The 20,051-nt window shown below is 61.6% G+C and carries 6 protein-coding genes and 2 pseudogenes; 5 read left to right on the top strand and 3 right to left on the bottom strand.

What is annotated here, in order from left to right:
• Nucleotides 1–12,326, bottom strand: a 12,326-nt coding sequence (locus FHT71_RS25570) for a peroxidase family protein (RefSeq protein ID WP_183722594.1), incomplete at its 3' end; no start/stop codon positions are given.
• A 600-nt stretch (nucleotides 12,327–12,926) separates the two neighbouring features.
• On the opposite strand from FHT71_RS25570, the pseudogene FHT71_RS25565 reads away from it, so the two are divergent.
• Nucleotides 12,927–13,085, top strand: a pseudogene (locus FHT71_RS25565) (IS5/IS1182 family transposase); the annotation flags it as partial.
• A 27-nt stretch (nucleotides 13,086–13,112) separates the two neighbouring features.
• Here FHT71_RS25565 and FHT71_RS25560 read toward each other — a convergent pair.
• Both FHT71_RS25560 and FHT71_RS25555 read right to left on the bottom strand, forming a co-directional pair.
• Entirely contained in the window at nucleotides 13,113–13,757 is a 645-nt protein-coding gene (locus tag FHT71_RS25560; RefSeq protein WP_183722593.1) for a DUF1109 domain-containing protein, read from the bottom strand.
• Nucleotides 13,754–14,298: pseudogene (locus FHT71_RS25555) on the bottom strand (sigma-70 family RNA polymerase sigma factor). The gene FHT71_RS25560 and the pseudogene FHT71_RS25555 overlap by 4 nt, the downstream one beginning before the upstream one ends.
• Nucleotides 14,299–14,480: 182 nt before the next feature.
• On the opposite strand from FHT71_RS25555, the gene FHT71_RS32190 reads away from it, so the two are divergent.
• From FHT71_RS32190 to FHT71_RS25540, 4 genes are all read left to right on the top strand, one after another.
• Nucleotides 14,481–14,609 (top strand): hypothetical protein, encoded by a 129-nt coding sequence (locus FHT71_RS32190; protein WP_281412182.1) that lies wholly within the window; start codon nucleotides 14,481–14,483, stop codon nucleotides 14,607–14,609.
• A gap of 87 nt (nucleotides 14,610–14,696) precedes the next feature.
• Entirely contained in the window at nucleotides 14,697–15,539 is an 843-nt protein-coding gene (locus tag FHT71_RS25550; protein WP_183722591.1) for a cytochrome b/b6 domain-containing protein, read from the top strand.
• Nucleotides 15,536–16,312, top strand: coding sequence for a molybdopterin-binding protein (locus FHT71_RS25545; RefSeq protein ID WP_183722589.1), 777 nt, complete (start codon nucleotides 15,536–15,538; stop codon nucleotides 16,310–16,312). The genes FHT71_RS25550 and FHT71_RS25545 overlap by 4 nt, the downstream gene beginning before the upstream one ends.
• Nucleotides 16,313–16,540: 228 nt before the next feature.
• The coding region (locus FHT71_RS25540; RefSeq protein WP_246718091.1) for a N,N-dimethylformamidase beta subunit family domain-containing protein at nucleotides 16,541–20,051 on the top strand (3,511 nt) is incomplete at its 3' end.

The raw sequence follows: 20,051 nt of genomic DNA, 5'->3' as shown, positions 1-20,051 counted from the left end.
CCGCGCAGGATATCGTGGCCGCCATCGCCGACCACGATATCCCCGCCGCCCCCGCCAAGCACAACGTCATCCCCGGCAGCACCAAGCAGCACATCCGCAGCCGCCGTTCCGATCAATGTCCGCGCCGCGACCGGAAGCGGATCCGTGCCACCGTCACCGGAGCCATCGTCACCGCCGCCGTCATCGCCACCCTGGTTCTGGCCATCGTCGTCGCCACCACCATCGCCGCCGCCGTTCTGGCCGTCGTCGTCGCCGCCGCCATTGTTGTCGCCGTCGTCGTCGCCGTTGCCGCCGCCATCGCCGCCGCCACCATTTTGACCATCGTCGTCGCCGCCACCATCGCCGCCGCCGTTCTGGCCGTCGTCGTCGCCGCCGCCATTGTTGTCACCGTCGTCGTCGCCGTTGCCGCCGTCATCGCCGCCGCCACCATTTTGACCATCGTCATCGCCGCCGCCGTTCTGGCCACCATTGCCGCCATCGTCACCGCCGCCCTGATTCTGGCCGTCGTCGCCTCCGCCCTGGTTGTCCTGGTTCGCTCCGAAGATATCTTCAGGCAGATTGGTCAGCCCCGTGTTGCGGGCAATGATTGCGGCAAAGCCCTGCTCTTCGACGATGTCGTAGAAGTCGAGGTTTTCCACGCGCTCGAGGTAGTAGAGGCGATCGCCCTCCTGGATGCGGTCCAGTTGCTCGTGCAGGATGACCCAGAAGGTCTGCCCGACGACGCCACCATTGATATGCTTCTCGGCAAGACCGCCAACGAACAGATCGACACGGTCGATACCCTTGACGATGCCGGTTCCGTCCGGCTGGATCGCGACATCGATGTCAGGATTGATCTGCTTGAATTTCGCGATGTCGCCTGGCTGCAGCACGAGATCAGGATAGGCCTGGCGGAACTGGTTGATCACGGTGTCCGAGAGGCCGTTGCGGGTCTGGAAGTCCTCCCATGAGGTGTAGGGCGTGAGGTTACCGGCAAAGCCGACCGCCTCATGCACATAGGGATCGGTCGATGCCAGGAGATCCGCGCGGATCTGGTTCATCGAGCCAAGACCGACATCCCATTCGCGGGCAACGTCGAAGGCAAACACATCGGCGCTGGTGCGCACCAGATCGTTGCGCACCGCATCGACAATATTGACATCGACCTCTTGCGCCGGCTGCACGACGCCACCGGCCAGAATGCCGTTGATCCCCAGCTGTTCATAGCCAGGCTGCGGCACATAGCCGGCAGGCAATGGGCCGAGGAAGGCGCTGGCGTCGTTCGTCGGGTTGAGGAACGCGTCGAACAGGGCAACCTGCGTCGGATGGCCTTGCGCATCCATCACGGTCAAGGTCTGGTCGATCAGCGAATGACCGAAGCGATAAGCCGCCGTCGCGAATTCGTGCGAGACGCGCGCATCGACATCGGGGTTGTAATCGTTGAAGCCATGCTCGCCGTCTCCCTTCATGCCGCCGAGCAGCTTGTCGGCGAACTCGGTGTAAACGACGCGCTGGTATTCCGTTTCATTGATCACCTTGGCGGCCTGGAAGAGTTCCTCGGCGGTGCCGGTGAAACCAGCCTCCAGGAGCCCGGCAACATGGAAGTTGTGATTGCGGGCCCAGATGGTGTGGACCGCCGTCAAGGCGATGTTCTCGTTGGCCCGGCCATCGCCGGCCACATAGTGATCGAGCAGGCTGATGAACGGGTTGGTATCGAGCAGCAGCGCAAAGCCACTGCCCATGAAGTTGGAGGTCATCTGCGGCAGCATCGCTTCGTTGATGTGACCGTTTGCATCGACCAGACCGGCGAAATAACTGCGGAAAGTGACGGAGCCGCCCGGCAATGAGGATGCCGTGAACACCGTATTGTTCGCCCAGTGATGCATGATCAGTTCACGCAGGTTGGGCAGCAGGTTGAAGGTCGGGTTGGACGGATCGGGCGCACCGGCCAGGAGCCGACCGCTGAACCCGCCGTGGCCGTCGCCTTCCCTGAGGAACTGACCGACGAGCTCATCGGAGCCGTAAGCCTGGTTCTGGTCGGCAAAGGGCGAGGTCTTGTTGAGATGCTGCGTCACGCCATTGGCATCGAAGCCGGAGACCGTTCCGCGGGTCAGATCCGCCGGATTGTCGGTACCGGGCGTATGTCCGGCGCCCGGCGCGCCGATCTGGATCGTGCCATTGCCGCCCTTCGGCAGGAAGTCGAGACCATGGTCGAAGTACTGGCCGAACGCAGTGAACAGGCTGTTGGCATGCTCTGCACTGGTCGCCAGGTTCGCCTCCTGAGCGCCGAGTGCATTGCTGATCGCGCGCGGATCCAGCCCGTTGAAGAGCGGGTTGATATCGCGGTTGTGGGTGCTGTCGTTGTAGTCCCCGAGATGCGCATCCGTGAGACGGATGAAGGGTTGATCGGCGGATCCGTAGTTCGGATGTGCGCGATTGTTGCCCGTACCTTCGAGATCGCGGATGCCGACGGCATCGTTGTCTTCGCCGCCCGGCAGACCATTCACGAGGTTCTTCAGTGCCGTGAGGTCACTGGCCGTCAGATGGAAGGCACCGTTGCCTCCCGGATCGTCATTGCCGCCTGCGCCGCCATCGCCACCGCCGCCGTTTCCACCGTCGCCGTTTCCACCGTTGCTGCCGCCACTGCCGGAGCCGGCCTCGAATGTCGGGGTGCCGGTGCTGGCGAAGGTGATCGAATGTGTTCCGTTCGACATCGTCGTCATGCCGTTGGCCGTCGTCGAGTGGTAGTCAGCCAGCGTCGAACCGGGGGCCAGTTCGATCACGTCTTGCGGCCGCAATGTGCCGACGATGGTGTCGTGGCCGCCATTCGACTTGAAGACGATGCGGTGCGCCGAGGTCAGTGTCGAGATATCGACCGTATCGTTGCCCGTCGAACCATCGATCGTGATGGTGTTGGTGAACAATGTGGTCGCCGCGAAATTGCCGATCACCTGGAAGGTATCACCACCACCGCCACCGGTGATCTGGATCTCCTCGATATTCGCAAGTTCCGCAACGACTACGGCACCGCGCGTGATCACGATCTCGGTGGCTGCCGCGACCGTGATGCCGGCTGCGATCGCATCGGCTCGGGCATAGACCCGGAAGGCCTCGGCGCTCGCGTCGCCCAGGATCTGAACGGTATCGGTGTCGCGACCGCCGTCGATGATGTCACGCCCTTCGGTGGAAGCGACGATGATCAGATCGTTGCCGCGATCGCCAAGGATCGTGTCGTTGCCCGGGCCGCCATTGATGGTGTCGTCACCACGACCGCCGTCAATGTTGTCGTCCCCGGCCCCGCCATTGAGGATGTCGTTGTCGCGATCGCCGAGGATGGTGTCGTCGCCATCACCGCCATCGACAGTGTCGGCCCCGCGGCCGGCGTCGATCGTGTCATTGCCGCCAAGGCCAGTGATGGTGTCGTCGCCACGGTCGCCCGTGATTGTATCGGCAAGCGCCGTGCCAATCAGTGTGTCCGCACCACGCGTGCCGACCAAGGTGATGCCGACGCCCGGTGTTGGGGGCAGCGCTGAATAGATCTGCTCCAGCGTTCCATGGCCGTCCTGGTAGATGGCGCGCACGCGCAGGCTAAGTCCCGCCTCCGCGTCGGTGACCGTGAAGCTCGTGCCATGGGCACGCTCCACCTCCCCGGCACCGAAGGTGAGGATGTCCTCATAGATGCCGGATCCGGGAACCGTCTCGACCTGCCAGAAATAGTCGACCGGTCCGGTGATTGTCCCGGTCAGATTGGTGGCGGTCACATTGTCGGCATCCGTGATACCGGCAACCGACACCGTCAAAACCGTGCCGGCAGCAGCCGTGTCGACAGGAGTTGCTCCATCTAGGATGGACATCACGCCCGAAGGCGCGGCATTCGTGCCGCCGAGCAAGACTGAGCCATCGGAGAATTGCAGCCGTTCGATGTTCATCAACCGGTCGGTTCCGTCGGTGCCGAGATTGTCCCTCACAGTCGTAAGACCGCCGACCGTGGTGATCGTGTAGTCCGCCTGCCTGCCCGAGAAGACCGCCGTGTCGAAGGCAGCCGCGCCGGTGTTGATCTCGCGCACGATGTTCAACTGACCAGGGTTCCAGGTGCCGTTCAGCATCTTCGTCTGGAGTTCCAGATCGGCCATGCTGTCGAAGGAGGCGATTTCTGGCCCGGTGTGGTTTGTGTCGCCCGCCGCATAGACGGCGATGCGGACGTTCAGCCACTTGTCGCCATCGAGGACGTCGTCGCCGCCGCGGCCCTCGATGATGTCGCTGCCGTCACCGCCAAGGATGATGTTGCCGCCATCGTAGAACGTCTTGTGCGCGCCGGGCGCCAGATCGGCCGCGTAGGCTGTATCGAGCAGGCTCTGCAGACCGTTGATCAGCGCGATATTGGTCAGCACGCTGCCCGTTGCGCCTGCTGTCGGCAGGGCTGCAGCGTCGACATTGTCGCCGTGCAGTACGTCGCCAAAATGCGAGCCGGAGACACCTTCGACGATATCGAAACGGATCAGCGGCGTTGCCGAACCCGGCAGTAAAGGCGTGTCGAAGAAGCGATCCGAGATGTCGATGTAGACGCCGCGGTCGTTGTCCTTGAAGTCGGCCCAGTCGTAGCCGGAGCCGCCGATGTAGCGGTCCCCGAAGCCGGTCTTGCCGACCATTATGTCGTCGCCGCCTTCGGCGTTGAACTTGTCGTTCTCGCCGTCACCGATGAAGACATCATTGCCGATGATCGGGTCGTTGCCGAGTGGGTCGAAATTGTCGCCAGGCGCTCCGTCTGACGTGCCTTTCTCGATCCAGTCGTCACCCTCGTTGCCCATATCCTGTTCGTTGGCCTTGCTGCCCAGGATAAAGTCGTTGCCCTGGCCGCCAATCGCTTCCGAGGCGTCCTCGCCGGTGATGATGAAGTCGCTGCCGAAGCCGCCGATGATCAGGTTGACGCCGTTGCCACCCTGGATCACGTCGTTTCCGTCGCCGCCCTGAATGTTGTCGTCGCCGCCGATGTCGGTGATGATGTCGTTGCCGTCACCACCGCGAAGCTGGTCGTTGCCATAGCCGCCTTCAATGCGGTCGTCACCTGCGTCGCCATAGACGGTGTCGTCGCCGGCACCCGAGATCAGTATGTCGTTGCCGCTCGGATTGGCCGGGCTACCAGGGTTGGTGCCGCCGAGGACGATGTGGTCCTCTCCGGTATACTTGATGTAGTTGCTGTCGGGACCAACAGTGTCGGGATTGTCGCGAACGACGAGCGGATTGAGCTCCGTGCCTCCTTCTGTCGGGTCGGCGCGATTGTCCGGGCCAAGCGCGGTGAACTGCTTGCTCTGGTCGACCTCGAGTGTCCAGGTCGGCGTTGAGAAGACAAGCGCCGACAGGTGCGTCGCGGTTGTGTTGGCCATGATGAGCTTGGCGAACGAATTCCCCTCCAGCTCGGCGTTGAAGGCCAGGCCAGCGGTGCGCTCGAGATAGTAGAAGCGGTCGCCGTCCTGCAGCTTCTCGAGTTGGTTCTCGAAGATGAAGTTGAAGGTCGAGCCGAGCATGCCCCCGAACGGGTTCTTCTCCTCGGCCAGGCCGCCGATCCACAGATCGATGGCGTCAAGACCTGTCGTGGTGACCCCGTTGGCCAGGCTCGCCCAGGCACCGGCTGAGTTCAGGAAGTCGAGCCGGTCGGCAGGTTCGCCAGCTCCACCGAGGACAAGCAGAGTAGCCGCGGCGCGCTTGTCCGCCGTCGTCGTGGCGCTGGTTATCGAACTATGCGTGCCGTAGGCGGCGATGAAGTTGATCACTGATTCCGGGTGCTTCAGGTGCTGCACCAGGTCGGCCCAACTCGTGTACGGCTTAAGGTCGGAATTCCCGGTCTGCCCGTAAATGTCGCGGCGAACGGCATTCAGCGAGGGGATGCCGACATCGCGACCACGCGCGATGTTGATCGCCGGCAAGTCGAGGGGCAGGCCAAGCAGGTTGTTGCGCAGGGCTTCGGTCACGAACTCATCGATTTCGTTGCCGACCTGGCGGGTGACCCCGCGGATGATGGCGCTGGTCGCGTCCTCCGGAGTGGTCCCGCTCGCTGCGAAGGCCAGCGGGTTCAGGAAGGCTGCGATCAGGCCGGTCTGCTGATTGCCGGCTTCGTTCGGGTTTCCGTCGCCCACGACGTTGAAATTCTCGTCGTAGCGGTCGACTGTCTCGGTCAGCATCGAATGGCCGAAACGATAGACCGTATGGGCGAACTCGGCCACGATCGAGGGGTCGAGGTCGGCGTCGTAGACCTGTGTCGGTGCGAAGAACAGGTCGACGTTCGGCTGGATGGTGCGCGCGAACTCCTCGAACACCAGATGCTGGTACTGCATTTCGGTGCCGAATTTCGCGCTCTGGAACAGGCGCTCGCCATTCCACTGCAGGGCCGCGACAGCAGCCGGATCAGTCGGAAACTCCGCCGGCCCTGTGCCGGGCATCAGCCACTCCTTCAGGAAGTCGAGGTTGTTGGCCGCGAGGACCGTCTCCTTCGTCTGGTCGACCAGCCGGTTGTGCTCGTGATGGAAGATCGAGTGCACGGCGGTGAGGCCGATGTTCTCGTTCACGCGGCCGTCGCCGGCGATGTAGTGTGCGTCGAGCAGTTCGTTATCGTAGGAGAGGTTGTTGCCTCCCGGTCCGACGGGAACGGCATTTCCGGTATCCGCATCGGCATCGGGAGCAAGATCGTCAGCCGTCTTGGCAACGCCGTCGGCACCGGGGCCGGGAGCGAACACCGGCACGGCGTTATGCGCGATGTCATTGAGGAACGCGTGACCGGTGCGCACGGCATTGGTGAGCGAGATCGGCGCAAGCGGATTGCCCTCGACAAGGAAGTCGTCATCCGTGCCGCCGATGCCGTCCGCCCCCTTCATCACGACCTGCGGGAAGCCATTCGGCCCCTTGGTGAAATTGCCGTAGGCGTCAGTGGCCAGAAGCGGCACGTTGTCGAAATCGGCATCGGTGAGATTGATGCCGAGAATGTCGTTGGCCTGTGCCTTGACGACCTTCCAGGTCGCCATGCCGCCAATCTCGACGTCATCGCCGCCGCCGAAATGCCCGTCGGCGCCGAGATTCCAGTTGGTGATCAGCTTGCCGGTGGCGTGCGCTCCGGCACCGTCCAGACTGTAAGCACGCAGGAACACCTGGTGCGATGGATGCGAGGAATAGGTCTGGTTCTGGTCGACAAATGGCGTGGTGGTGTTGGTGCCAGCGTGGGTGTTGTCGGCGGATTCGTCGACGGTGGTGTTCGGGTCGTCGGCGAGGATGCCGTCAGGCCCTGCCTGCGTCGCCCGCGTCACAACCATGAAGTTTGAATTGCCGCCCGGGACGTAGAGTGGATCGTCCGGCTGCAGCGGAATGTAGATTGTTCCGTTTCCACCCTTGGTTACGAGGTCTAGGCCGTGGTCGAAGAACTGGCCGAAGAATGTAAACCAGGAGTTGAACGGTGCCGAAAGGCCGACGTCAGGCGCGACCGCGTCGATCTTGAATACGTCGCGGTCGTCGGCCGTGCCGAAGAGCCCGTCGAGTCCAGGGCTCTTGACGATCGAGACCCCGTCCTTAAGGACGTCGTCATTCGCCGCGCCGGATACGCCGAAGTCAAGATGGCCGTTGAGGCCCGGATCGAACGCGGCGGCATAGGCCGACGGGTTGTTGGCGGTCTGGTCGACGACCAGGTTGCTGATCGTGCGCGGATCGGAATCGACGACACTGGTTGAAGAATTGTAGTTGGTGTTGGTGACGGGCGGCGGCCCGCCTGGCCCGAGGCTGAACGGATCTTCGTCCTGCTCGTTCAGGAAATTCGGCGGAACCACCCGCGGGAACGTGTTGTCGGCCGCCCCGAATTCGCTCTGGTCGATACCGTTGAGGTGGACGAGGTTGTTGTTTGAACCGTCGACAGTGCGCAGGCCAAGCGGCGAGCGAACGTTCGGGATCAGGGACAGGAGACTGGCGCCGTTCGCATTGGCTTCGGCAATCTTGATCTGATCAAGAATGAACTGCAGGTCGGACACGGCAAGATGAATGCCGGCGCCACCGGCGGTGACTTCGGTAAGCGGAGTTGTAGCGGTCGGCGGGGCGACCGGTGCAGCTGCGATTGCATCAGTCGGTGCCGAGAAGACCGTTTCGGTCACACCATGAGCGTCCTGGTAGTAGGCCTTGACGCGAAGCGGCAGGCCGACGAGATCCGGCGTCACGCGGAAATTGACACCATCCGCGCTCAGGAAGGCAAGGTCGCCCGCCGGCAGTAGGATGATATCCTCAAAGACGCCATCGCCATTGCGATCGACTTGCCAGTAGTAGGAGACGGACTGGGTAATTGCCCCGGGATTGTCTCCATCGGTCACGCCTGCAATCGATACCTCCAGCAATTGGCCGGCTGTGGGCGTGACGTCGGCGGCATGCGTCGTGGCGTCGCGAATCTCCAGCAGCCCAACCGGTTCGGCGTTGAGGCCGGGCACGACGACCTGGGCCTCGTCCGCGAACTGCAACCGCTCGATATGGGTCAGAGTATCCGTGCCATCGCGAGCAACCACACTGTCGACGACCGTTACGATGTCGTCGCTGAAGTCGGCCGTCCCCCTGTTGTCGATAGTGACGGTATAGTCGGCTCGGTTGCCCGAAAAGACGGCCGTGTCGAAGGCGTCGCCGCCGGTGGAGCTGCCGTCCATGATCTCGCGGATCGCATGCAGTTGGCCGGGATTGTAGGTTCCCGCCAGCATAAACGGCATCAACTGGACCATGTTGTCGAAGGTGGCGATCGGCGCGCCAGCGTGGTTTGTGTCCCCGGCCGCGTAGACGCCGATGCGCACGTTCAGCCACTTGTCGCCATCGATCAGGTCGTCGCCGCCGCGGCCTTCGATGATGTCGCTGCCGTCACCACCGAGGATGATGTTGCCGGTCGCGAAACCGGTCTGCGACAGCCCGGCATTCCCGAGCAGCGTGGCAAGTTGGTCGATCAGCGCAACGTTGGTCAGCGCGCTGCCGGTGGCACCACCATGGTTGATGATGGTGTCGGCGTTAACGTCGTCGCCGCGCAGCACGTCGGCATATCTCGAACCCGACAGGCCCTCCACCTCCGCGAAGCGGTCGAGGATCGAAGCCGGCGACGAGCCGATGGGCTGGAAAGCTCCGATGTTGGTCGCCGGTGCGCCGTGCGGTTGCGCCAATGCAGCCAGCGTAAGGTCAACGGTCACGCCAAAGCGGTCGTTCAGGTAGGTGACCCAGTCGAAACCGGACATCCCGTCCATCTTGTCCTGGGCGTCGCTGCCGGTGAAGATGTCGTCCCCGCCTTCGCCGATCATTTCGTCGAAGCCGCCGCCGCCAATGAAGATGTCATTGCCGATCACGTCGTCGGCCAGCACGGGCGAGAAGTTGTCGCCAGGCGCTCCGTCCTGGGTGCCCAGTTCGATCCAGTCGTCGCCCTCATTGCCGGTCGGCGGCAGATTGGTCTTGGCGCCGAGGATGAAGTCGTCGCCGGTCCCGCCAAACGTCGTCGAGATGTCTTCCGTGGTGATGATGAAGTCCTGGCCGCTGCCGCCGAGGATCAGGTTGCCCAGGACCGACATGTTGCCGACGACAATGACGTCGTTGCCGGCACCGCCTTCGATGCGATTGTCACCGAAAGAATCGGACAGGATGTCGTCGCCGTCACCGCCGAGAACCGTATCGTTGCCCGAGCCGCCCTCTAGCCGGTCATTGCCGCCATCGCCATAAAGCGTGTCGTCGCCATCGCCGGAGATGATAATGTCATTGCCCGCGGTGCCACCGAGGACGACATGGTCCTCACCGGTGTACTGGAGATAGTTCGTGTCCGCGCCATCCGTCGCTGGATTGTCGCGGATAACGAGAGGAACAACTTCGACGCCGTTGATCTCAAGGCCGCCGGTCGGATCCGCGCGGCCATCGGCGCCGAGCCCGGTGTGCTGCCGCGATTGATCGACTTCGAGCGTGAAGCTTGGTGTTGTGAAGATCGCGTTCGGCAAATGCGTCGCGTCGCTGTTGAGCATTACCAGCTTGGCGAAGGAGTTGTTTTCCAGCTCGGTGCCGAAATGCATGCCGGCCGTGCGCGACAGGTAATAGAAGCGGTCGCCGTTCTGCAGCGATTCAAGCTGGGTCTCGAAGACGAAGTTGAAGGTCGAGCCGAGCATGCCACCAAACGGCATCTTCTCTTCCGCCAGGCCCCCGATCCAGAAATCGACGTCGTTGAGCCCGCCAAGCGAGCCACCCTGATAGGCGCCCGTCGCGTTCAGGAAGTCGAGGCGGTCGATCGGCGCCCCAGCGCCGCCAAGGACGATCAAGGTCGCGGCCGCGCGCTTGTCGGCAAGCGTCGTTGCGCTGGTGATCGACACATGCGTGCCATAGGCCGCGATGAAGTTGATCAGCGACTCCGCATGCTTGAGGTGGTCGGCAAAGTCGACCCAACTGATATAGGGCTTGAGTTGACTGTCGCCGGTCATTGCGAAGAATTGAGACCGCGCGTTGTTGAACGAGGGAATGCCGGTGTCACGGCCACGCGCAATGTTCAGCGCCGGCAGGTCGAGTGGCAGGCCGAGCAGGTTGTTGCGCAGTGCTTCGGTAACGAACTCGTCGATCTCATTACCAACCTGGCGGGTGACGCCACGCACGATCGCGCCGGTCGCCTGTTCGGGCGTCAGGCCACTATTGGCGTAGGCGAGCGGATTGAGGAAGGCCGCGATCAGGCCGAGCTGCGGGTCGCCTCCGACGGTATTGAAGTTTGGATCCAAGCGGTCGACCGTCTCGGTCAGCATCGAATGGCCGAAGCGATAAACCGTATGAGCGAACTCGGCGAGGATCGCCGGATTGATCGTCGTATCGTAGCCGCTCGGAGCCAGGAATTCGTCGACCTGAGGCTGGACCGTGCGGGCAAACTCCTCGAACACCAGATGCTGATACTGCATCTCGGTGCCGAACTTGGCGGATTGGAAAAGGCGTTCGCCGTTCCAGTCGAGCGCATCGATCTGGGCCTGCGTCAGCGGGAATGTCGTGTTCGAGTCAAGCGGGGTGTCGAGCCACTGGTTGAGGAAGGCGACGTCGCCGGTCGCCAACGCCACGTCCTTGGTCTGCTGGACAAGGCGGTTATGCTCGGAATGGAACACGGCATGCACGGCGGTGAGGCCGATATTCTCGTTCACGCGGCCGTCGCCAGCCATGTAGTGGGCGTCGAGAAGTTCGTTATCGTACTGGCCGGCCGCAATCGGACCGGTGTTGACGATGTTGTCGGCATCCGCGGTCTTGCCGGTCGGATCGGCATTGTGCGCGATGTCGTTTAGGAAGGCATGGCCGGTGCGGGCAGCGCCCGCGAGACTGATCGGCGCTGCCGGATTACCCTCGGTGAAGCTGTTATCCTGCATCATCACCATGGGGAACCCATTGGGCCCCTTGATGAAATTGCCATAGGCATCGACGGCCAGGACCGGCACATTGCCGACGTCGGCATCGGTGAGATTGATGCCGAGAATGTCGCGAGCCTGCGCCTTGACCACGGCCCACGTGGCCATCCCGCCGATTTCCGTGTCGTCACTGGTACCGAACAGGCCATCAGCGCCGAGATTGCGGTTGGTGATCAGTTCACCGGTCGCCACCGGATCGCCATTGCCATTCAGCTCATAGGCGCGCAGGAACACCTGGTGCGACGGGCTCGAGGCGTAGGTCTGGCTCTGGTCGACGAAGGGCGAGGTCGTGTTGGTCGCGGCCTGCCCCCCCGCAGCACGTTGCAGGACCATGAAGTTCAGAGCGCCGGGAGCCGTGCTGAAGAGCGGATCATCCGGTTTCAACGGAATGAAGACGGTTTCGGTCTGGCTCTGGCTCTTGGTCACCAGATCGAGACCATGGTCGAAGAACTGTCCGAAGAAGGTCATCCAGGCGTTGAACGGCGCCGACAGGCCCGCATCGGCAGTGATGTTCGGGATGAAATTGACTGGAACGTCGTCGCCCGTGCCGAACTGACCGTCCAGCCCAGGGCTGATGACGGTGCTTGATCCCGGGGTCTGACCGGCTGCGGCCTGAGCTGCCGGGTTGTTGTCCGTCTGATCGACGATCAGGTTGCTGATCGTGCGCGGCTGAGAATCAACGACCCCCGCCCCCGGGGTCGCATAAGTGGTGCCCGCCTCCGCAGGTCGAAAAGAGGGGTCGGTGAGGCGCGGAAACGCCAAATCCGCAGCCCCGAATTCGGGGTGGACCAGATTGTTGAAAGAGCCATCGACGGTCCGCAGGCCAAAGGGCACCTCGGCGTTTGGCAAGATATCGGTGAGGCTCTCGCCCTGCGCATTCCGCTCCGCAATTATGATCTGCTGCAGGATGAAATCCAGGTCCGAGCGAATAAATTCTACCATGCCACCCTCCAATAGTTGCCATTCGCCTTGGACAAAGCTTCGCCGTCGCACCAAACGAAGTGCGCTGCCGGCTGAACACGCCGCCGAAGCTATGGCCGAAACAGTTGTTAGGCCCTCCACGGACCAATCGCCGATGAGTATGCAAGCTCGAGCATCTGTACGCGAGGGGACTAGGTCGCATGATCAGCTGGACAACGGTCTAGTCGCCGGTGGCACTATTGTCGCTCTATGCTGAGTCTTTAGTCCAGCCATTGCTTAGACTAAGGTCCAAGTTTTGCCGCGGGCGCCGATGAGGATGATGACGATCTGTCAGAGGCAGCGGGCCTTTTGAGAAGGGGAGCGACTGACGCCGAGGTTGCTGGCTATCTTGTTCATATCAAAGCGGAATACATTCGCGTTGGGCAAACAGCCAATATCAGAGAGAGGGCGCAACTGGTCGTGACCGCAATTCGCGCGGACGACCAGCTACGGACGTACCCCGAGAACCGACAGGTGAATCCACGACGAGGATGACGTGGCGGATACCGTTGAAAAGCGCGACGTTGCTGGCGCTGCAGTGTCGCGATTCAATCGTGGCATTGATTTTCAAGGGATTGAGCGATGATGGGATGTCAGGCTGTTCCAGCGCGACTTTTCTACGACTTCTACCTCAATGATCACGTACCTGCCGACCACCTGTTGCGCGGGATCGACCGTCATCTCGAACTCGGCAGCGTGCGGGCGCAGTTACAGCCCTTCTACAGCAATTCCGGCCGTCCTTCGCACCGTCGCCAAGCTGAGAAGGATCTACCAGCGGAGTAGCCGTGGACCTGCGAGGAAGCCGAGCGCGCCGCTCAAAAGGATGCCAAGTGAATACCAGATCAGCGCAAAGGGCATGCCGTTCTCGGTGCAGAACCAGGAATGGACCCAGGCACCAGCTGCCCCAGCGGCAATACCGGCAACGCACCCCGTTAGCCGAAGGTTCATGGGTGCCGCGCCGCGTAGCGCCCAGACAGTGCCGGCAAAAACGGGAATCGCGAAGCCGAAGATGAGCAGCGGGCAATGGAGTGCGGAGGAGCCGAGGATCAGCAACCGGTAAGTCTCGATAGCGGCCATCTTGAGCTGGATGGCTGCGACCGCAGCCATGGTGGCGAAAATCAAGGCAAGCCAACCGAAAAAGCGTCCCTCGGTACCGTCGGGGCGCGAGAGCCGATAGACGGCCAGGAAAGCCGCCAACGCAATCAGTGCATGATAGGAAGATTTGATCCAGAAGACCGGCAGCATCGCCACGTCGGGCATATCGATGCGCAGGCCGAGAACGGTCAGCATCAGCAGCAGGGAGAGCCCGAGAGTGGGCAATATGCCAAATGCGAAGCGGCGCCTTAGCGCGTGGCACCGCACCGGCTTCAGGTCGCTCAAAAGGCCCGCGATGATGTCGTCCCTCTTTGTCACGATGCGCCTCGCAATCTCTCTGCGAGCGCCTGAGCGCCCGATGGATGCTGACTTTTTACCGCCGATTCAGACTGGCCGGTCCTGTTTGCAGTGTCGGCGACCGACCGGCCCTCCCGTTTCACCTGCCGGATCAGCTCCTGCTGTTTCGGCGACAACCCGTCGCGAAACCGCTCGACATCCATGCGGGCGCTCAGCGTATCCTCGCTGAAGTCGCTTTCGATCTCCTTGCCAAGCTCGGTCTCGGCCAGCCGACGCCCACCGCGGCCGCGATGATGGTCGATCAGCTTGTAGCGGGCGATCGAGAAGAACCGGGCCCAGAAAGCTCGTTTTCGATCATAAGTGGACCGGCGAGACTGCAGTGCCAGCAATGTCTCCTGGACCAGGTCTTCCATATCCGCCTTCATCGCCGCAGCCATCCTGCGGCTGTCGTAACCGCAGCACAGGCAATGCAGTTAACAAACGCCGATGGGCGGGCCTCGTCCCCGTCAAGGGACAGAAGCATCAATGCTTTCAGGGTTTCTTCCGAACAAGCGGTCGCCATGTTGTCAGCGCGTTCATTCGGACAAACAGCCAGTCGGTTACAGGGCAGATCAAAAATGTTTGGCATCACGGATCTATCACATGCGTGAGGCTGCAACGCATTTCGAGGCGCTCTCGAATGGGTAGGTGTGAGCCATTGGCACGCGACCGGCGGACACGACAATCCGATTCCAGGAGAATTCCATGACCAAGCTTCTTTCCAGCCTGGCACCCTGCATGTTCCTCGTCGGCCTTTCGCGCGCCGGTGCGGCGTCGGCTGAGGACGCCATGAAAAAGGCCGACATGATGAAGGCCTGCGACGCGATGAAGTAAGCGTTCTCGTCTCCCGCGGCCGCTGAAACTTTATCTGCGGCGGCCGCGTATTCTCCTGCGAAACGTCCATACATCCGGAGAACAATCATGGCGACGATCGATTCCAGTCGGGAAACCGGCCGTACACTGATCTACCGCCACAGCCTTGCTGTGCGCTTCTCGCATTGGGTAAACGTGCTTGCCGTCACCGTGCTGCTGTTCAGCGGTCTGCAGATATTCAATGCTCATCCGGCGCTCTATTGGGGCCAGTATGGAGCCGATAACGACCCTTCCTTCATTTCCATGGAAGCCGTCGATGACAGCGGTCAGGTGAAGGGGCTGACGCATGTGGGTTTGCTCACCTTCGATACAACAGGCGTCCTTGGTCTCTCAAATGTCGACGGCGAGGCGACAGCGAGGGGTTTTCCAAGCTGGCTTACTCTTCCAAGCTATCAGGATCTGTCGACCGGCCGGCGCTGGCATTTCTTTTTTGCCTGGGTCTTCGTCCTCAACGGCCTTGTCTATTTCAGCTATGGGCTGGTCAGCCGGCATTTCCGTCGGGATCTCGCTCCTACCGTCAATGAGCTGACGCTCGCTCATCTCACCTACGAGGTCGTCAACCACGCCCGGCTGCGTTTTCCGAAGGGACCGGAGGCACGGCATTACAACACGCTACAGAAGCTGACCTATCTGGCCGTGATTTTCCTGCTGCTGCCGTTGATGATCGCGACAGGGCTCACCATGTCGCCGGGCTTCAATGCTGTAGCGCCCTGGCTGCTCGATCCCTTCGGCGGACGGCAATCGGCGCGCACCATCCACTTCCTGACTGCCTTCTCGCTCGCAGCCTTTGTCGTCGTACATGTGGCTATGGTGATCCTGTCGGGTGTCTTCAACAATCTCCGTTCGATGATCACCGGCTACTACGCAATCAAACTGGGAGGCAAACAATGAGCCGCCTCATTACCCGCCGCCGCTTCCTCATTGGTTCGACCTTGACCGCCTCTACACTGGGCTTGAGCGGCTGCGACGCATGGGTCGAAAGTGACCGGACGAAGTCGGTCCTGAAGATCGCCGAGGGTCTCAGCATGAAGACGCAGCGCTTCCTGCTTCACAACAACGCGCTGGCCCCTGAATTCAGCGAGGCGGATCTCTCGCCGGTCTTTCGCTCAAACGGCACCAGCATGCCGGATAATCCGCAATATCTCGACTGGATGAGCCGGCAGTTCTCAACCTGGAGGCTTGGGATTGGTGGGCTGGTCGAAAGACCGTCGCAAGTCTCGCTCGCACAGCTGAAGGCGATGCCTTCGCGCACACAGATCACCCGGCACGACTGCGTCGAAGGCTGGAGCGCAATCGGCAAATGGACTGGTGTGCCACTCGGCGCCCTGCTGCAATTGGTCGGGCTCAAGCCCGAGGCGCGCTATGTCGTGTTCCACTGTGCGGATGAATACGAAAAGACGCTGAACGGCACCGGCTGGTACTATGAGAGCATCGATCTGGTCGATGCCCTCCATCCGCAGACGATCCTTGCCTATTCGATGAACGGCCGCGACCTGGAGGTGGCACATGGAGCGCCGCTAAGGCTCAGGGTCGAGCGGCAGCTCGGTTACAAGCAGGCAAAATATCTGACGCGCATCGAGGCGGTCGCGGACCTCGGCCACCTTTACGGCGGCAATGGCGGGTTTTGGGAGGATCGCGGCTATGAATGGTATGCCGGGATATGAGTTGCGCGTGGGGGGCTTCGAGTTCGCTTTGCCAGTGTGACGCGTAGGGAATGCGCGTCCAAGATGCCTGTTGGTGAAAGCGACATAGTGCCCTTCGCCAAAAGGTGGTCGCCCGATTTAGGCCGAAAGGCGTACAGTGTATTTCGTTCCTTTTCGACTACAATTCCGAAATTGCCAGTTTGAACGATCCTCATCGATTTGATCGTGGTTTTTGCGAGAGGGCATACCATGCATCGCAAAGCTCGCCGCTGGGCTTCCCGCTCAGTGTTGGATTCGTTGGCTCCCCGGTGGTTAACCGCCGGCCGCAGGGCGAAGCCTCGTAACACAGCCAATGGGCAAGAGGATTACTCTCAACTTGCGCTTGGCACACAAGCGACAGATGGGACCAGATATGGCGCTGCCGTCGATGGTCCCGTCAACGTCACCGCGCTCAATGAAGATGGCAATGGGCAGGGGGGCATGGTCTGCGACGCGCACGGTCAAGTCAACAGCGACCTCGTACTGCCGTCTTTGACCGACAGTTTCACAGCGATTTATGGAGCCGGAATTCAAAGGGGCGAATTTGCCGCGCCTTTTGCGGGCGAGCGGGGTCTTTCATCTTCAGGGCGGGATGCGACTTCATCCGACACAAAATGGTCACGCCATGGCACTCATGCTGGAACCAGCTTTATGGGCGCTGATCCCTTGGCTCCGTTTTTGCCGAAAGGTCCTGCTCAGACAGCCTCAGGGCGAGGTTCGACCCCTGTGGCTGCCGGGTCGGCTGCTTCGGGCAAGGTCGTCATCCTCGAGTCGACGCCGTCAGCGCAGGCGGCCGCGCATGAATCGCATTTCTTGGCATTTGGCATGCCGTTTGGCGTCTGCGGGTGCGGCTACTTTACCTCTCCCACGCGAATGCTCGATTGGGCTCAAGGCGGCGGTATGCTTCAGCGGGACGGTCAGTTGCCCGGAACCAGGCTGACCGAGGGGCCGGACTATGTTCCGACAGCCAAGGGGACGATTGGCGCCTCGATGAGTGACCCGCTTCTGGATCGTGACTTGTCCCCGCTTTCAGGCTGGCGCGGAACCGCAGGATGGACCGAGTCAACGGCCTGGAACGGGTCGTTGCCAGGCGGCGGAGAGATTGGATCGGGGACCGCAACCTCCAAGGGCGTCGGCATCCTTTCCGGCTCGGTGACCAGACCGTCGGGCACGCAAAGGACAGCGACGCAGAGTCTGGCGGCGACGGCGGCCGCGGCCAACATAATCGTGCAGGAAAATCAGAAGCAGGGCAATCCTGAGAGCGAGTGGGGCATCAACGGTGCGGGTAGCTCCAATATCGAGGGGTTCGCGACCGATATCAGCGTCGACAACGGCAAGACGATTAGCTTCAAGATCGATACGGATTCCACCAACTATCGAATCGATATTTACCGGCTCGGCTACTATGGCGGCATGGGCGCGCGCAAGGTCGCCACTCTGCAGCACACCGGATTGCAGAACCAGCCCGATCCGCTGCGCAATGCCTCGACCGGCACCGTGGATGCCGGCAACTGGGCAGTCTCGGCGTCGTGGACCGTGCCAGAGGACGCCGTCTCAGGCGTTTATATCGCCAAGCTCGTGCGTCAGGATGGCACCTTCGGCGAGAACCACATCCCGTTCATCGTGCGCGATGACGACAGCCATAGCGACATGGTCTTCCAGACCGCAGACGAAACCTGGCAGGCCTATAACGGCTGGGGAGGCGCAAACTTCTATGGCGGCAACGGCCCGGCGACCGGGCAGGGTGCTGGTCGCGCCTATGCTGTTAGTTACAACAGGCCGATCGTGACCCGCGGCGGGATTGGCACGTTTGCCGGTCCGCAGGATTATCTGTTCGGTGCCGAGTATGCCGGTATCTACTGGTTGGAACAGAACGGCTATGACGTCTCATACATGTCGGGCGTCGATGTCGACCGTTATGGCAGTTTGCTGCTCAACCATAAGGCGTATGTTGATGCTGGGCATGACGAATACTGGTCTGGACAGCAACGAGCCAATGTTGAGGCCGCACGCGATGCAGGCGTTAACCTTCAGTTTTGGAGCGGTAACGAGGTCTACTGGCGCACCCGTTGGGGCAACAGCTTCAGCAGCGACGCCACGCCCTATCGTACCCTTATCTCTTACAAGGAGACATGGTCGCCCGGTGCCAGCATCGACCCCTCCAATGAATGGACAGGCACCTTCCGCGACCCGCGTCTCAGCCCGCCCGCTGTCGGTGGCGGAAGCCCGGAAAACTCACTGACCGGCCAGTTGTTTATGGTCGACGATGTCGGCAGCAATCTTCAGGCAATCACGATACCCTATGATGATGCCAACTTGCGCTTCTGGCGCAGCACGAGCGTTGCCAATCTTCAGCCTGGCCAAACGGCGACGCTCACCAAGAACTATCTTGGTTATGAGTGGGACGAAGCGACTGACAACGGCTTCGATCCGGCTGGTCTCGTGAAGCTGTCATCGACGACGCTTCCGGTGAGCACTTACCTCCTCGACTACGGAAACACGACCGGCAACGGTGTCTCCACCCACAATCTGACGCTCTATCGCGCGCCGAGCGGTGCGCTGGTGTTCGGAGCGGGTACTGTCTACTGGACCTGGGGCCTGAGCGACAATCACGACAAGGAGGTGACACCGACCGATCCGCGCGTGCAGCAGGCAATGGTCAATTTGCTTGCCGACATGGGCATCCAGCCTGGGACGCTGCAGTCCGGGCTCGTCGCAGCGACCGCCTCGAGCGACCATGTTGCCCCAACCACCGTCATCACGGTACCCGCCACGGCGACAGTTGGATCTAGCGTTACGATTACAGGCACCGCAGCCGACACGGGAGGCGGGGTCATTGCCGGCGTCGAGGTTTCGACCGACAACGGGGCAAGCTGGCATCCAGCGATAGGCGATGAGAACTGGACTTATAGCTGGTCGCCTCAGATCGCCGGCACCTACACGATCCTCTCCCGCGCGGTGGACGACAGCATCAACCTTGAAATCCCCTCGGCGGGACGCACGGTCACCGTCACCGGGCAGAGCTTTGTTTCCCTCTTTTCCGGCGCCGCGACACCAGCGGTCGTCAACACCAGCGATACGTCAGCCGTCGAGCTCGGGGTTCGATTCCAGACCTCTGTGGCAGGTACCGTCAGCGGTGTTCGTTTTTACAAGGGCAGCCAGGATACGGGTACTCATACCGGTTCGCTTTGGTCGAGCACGGGTACGCGGCTCGCGACCATCACGTTTACAAACGAGACCACCAGTGGCTGGCAGACTGCGTATTTCTCCAGTTCAGTGACGTTGACGCCTGGGCAGACCTACACGGCGTCCTACCACACCAACACCGGTCACTACTCCACCACCACCAATTACTTCACCTCCAATGTGACGAACGGCCCGCTGACAGCGCCAGCCGGCGGCAACGGCGTCTACACGTATGGCAGCGCCAGCCTTTTGCCGACCAGCACCTTCCAGTCGACCAACTATTGGGTCGACGTGATGTTCAACCCGGCCTCGTCAAGCAACACGACGCCGACGGCAGTTGCCGATACCGGAGATGCGACCGAGAAGGGCGGGGTGGCCAATGGCTCGGGCGGCGTGGCCGCCAGCGGCAATGTGCTTGCCAACGACACCGATCCGGATGCCGGTGACACCAAGACCGTCACGGCGGTCAGCTTCGGCGCGACGGCCGGCACGCTCGGCTCGGCGCTCAACGGCACGTACGGCAGTCTCGTGCTCG

This window comes from Rhizobium sp. BK060, from assembly GCF_014193145.1.
In the GTDB taxonomy this organism is placed as follows: Bacteria; Pseudomonadota; Alphaproteobacteria; order Rhizobiales; family Rhizobiaceae; genus Rhizobium.
Note: the sequence above shows the minus strand (reverse complement) of the source record. Positions and strands in the feature narration are given on the sequence as shown.

Excerpts from the sequence above, each read along its gene's own strand:
- FHT71_RS32190 (WP_281412182.1), top strand. The coding sequence starts at position 14,481 with ATGACCAAGCTTCTTTCCAGCCTGGCACCCTGCATGTTCCTCGTCGGC.
- FHT71_RS25550 (WP_183722591.1), top strand. The coding sequence starts at position 14,697 with ATGGCGACGATCGATTCCAGTCGGGAAACCGGCCGTACACTGATCTAC.
- FHT71_RS25545 (WP_183722589.1), top strand. The coding sequence starts at position 15,536 with ATGAGCCGCCTCATTACCCGCCGCCGCTTCCTCATTGGTTCGACCTTG.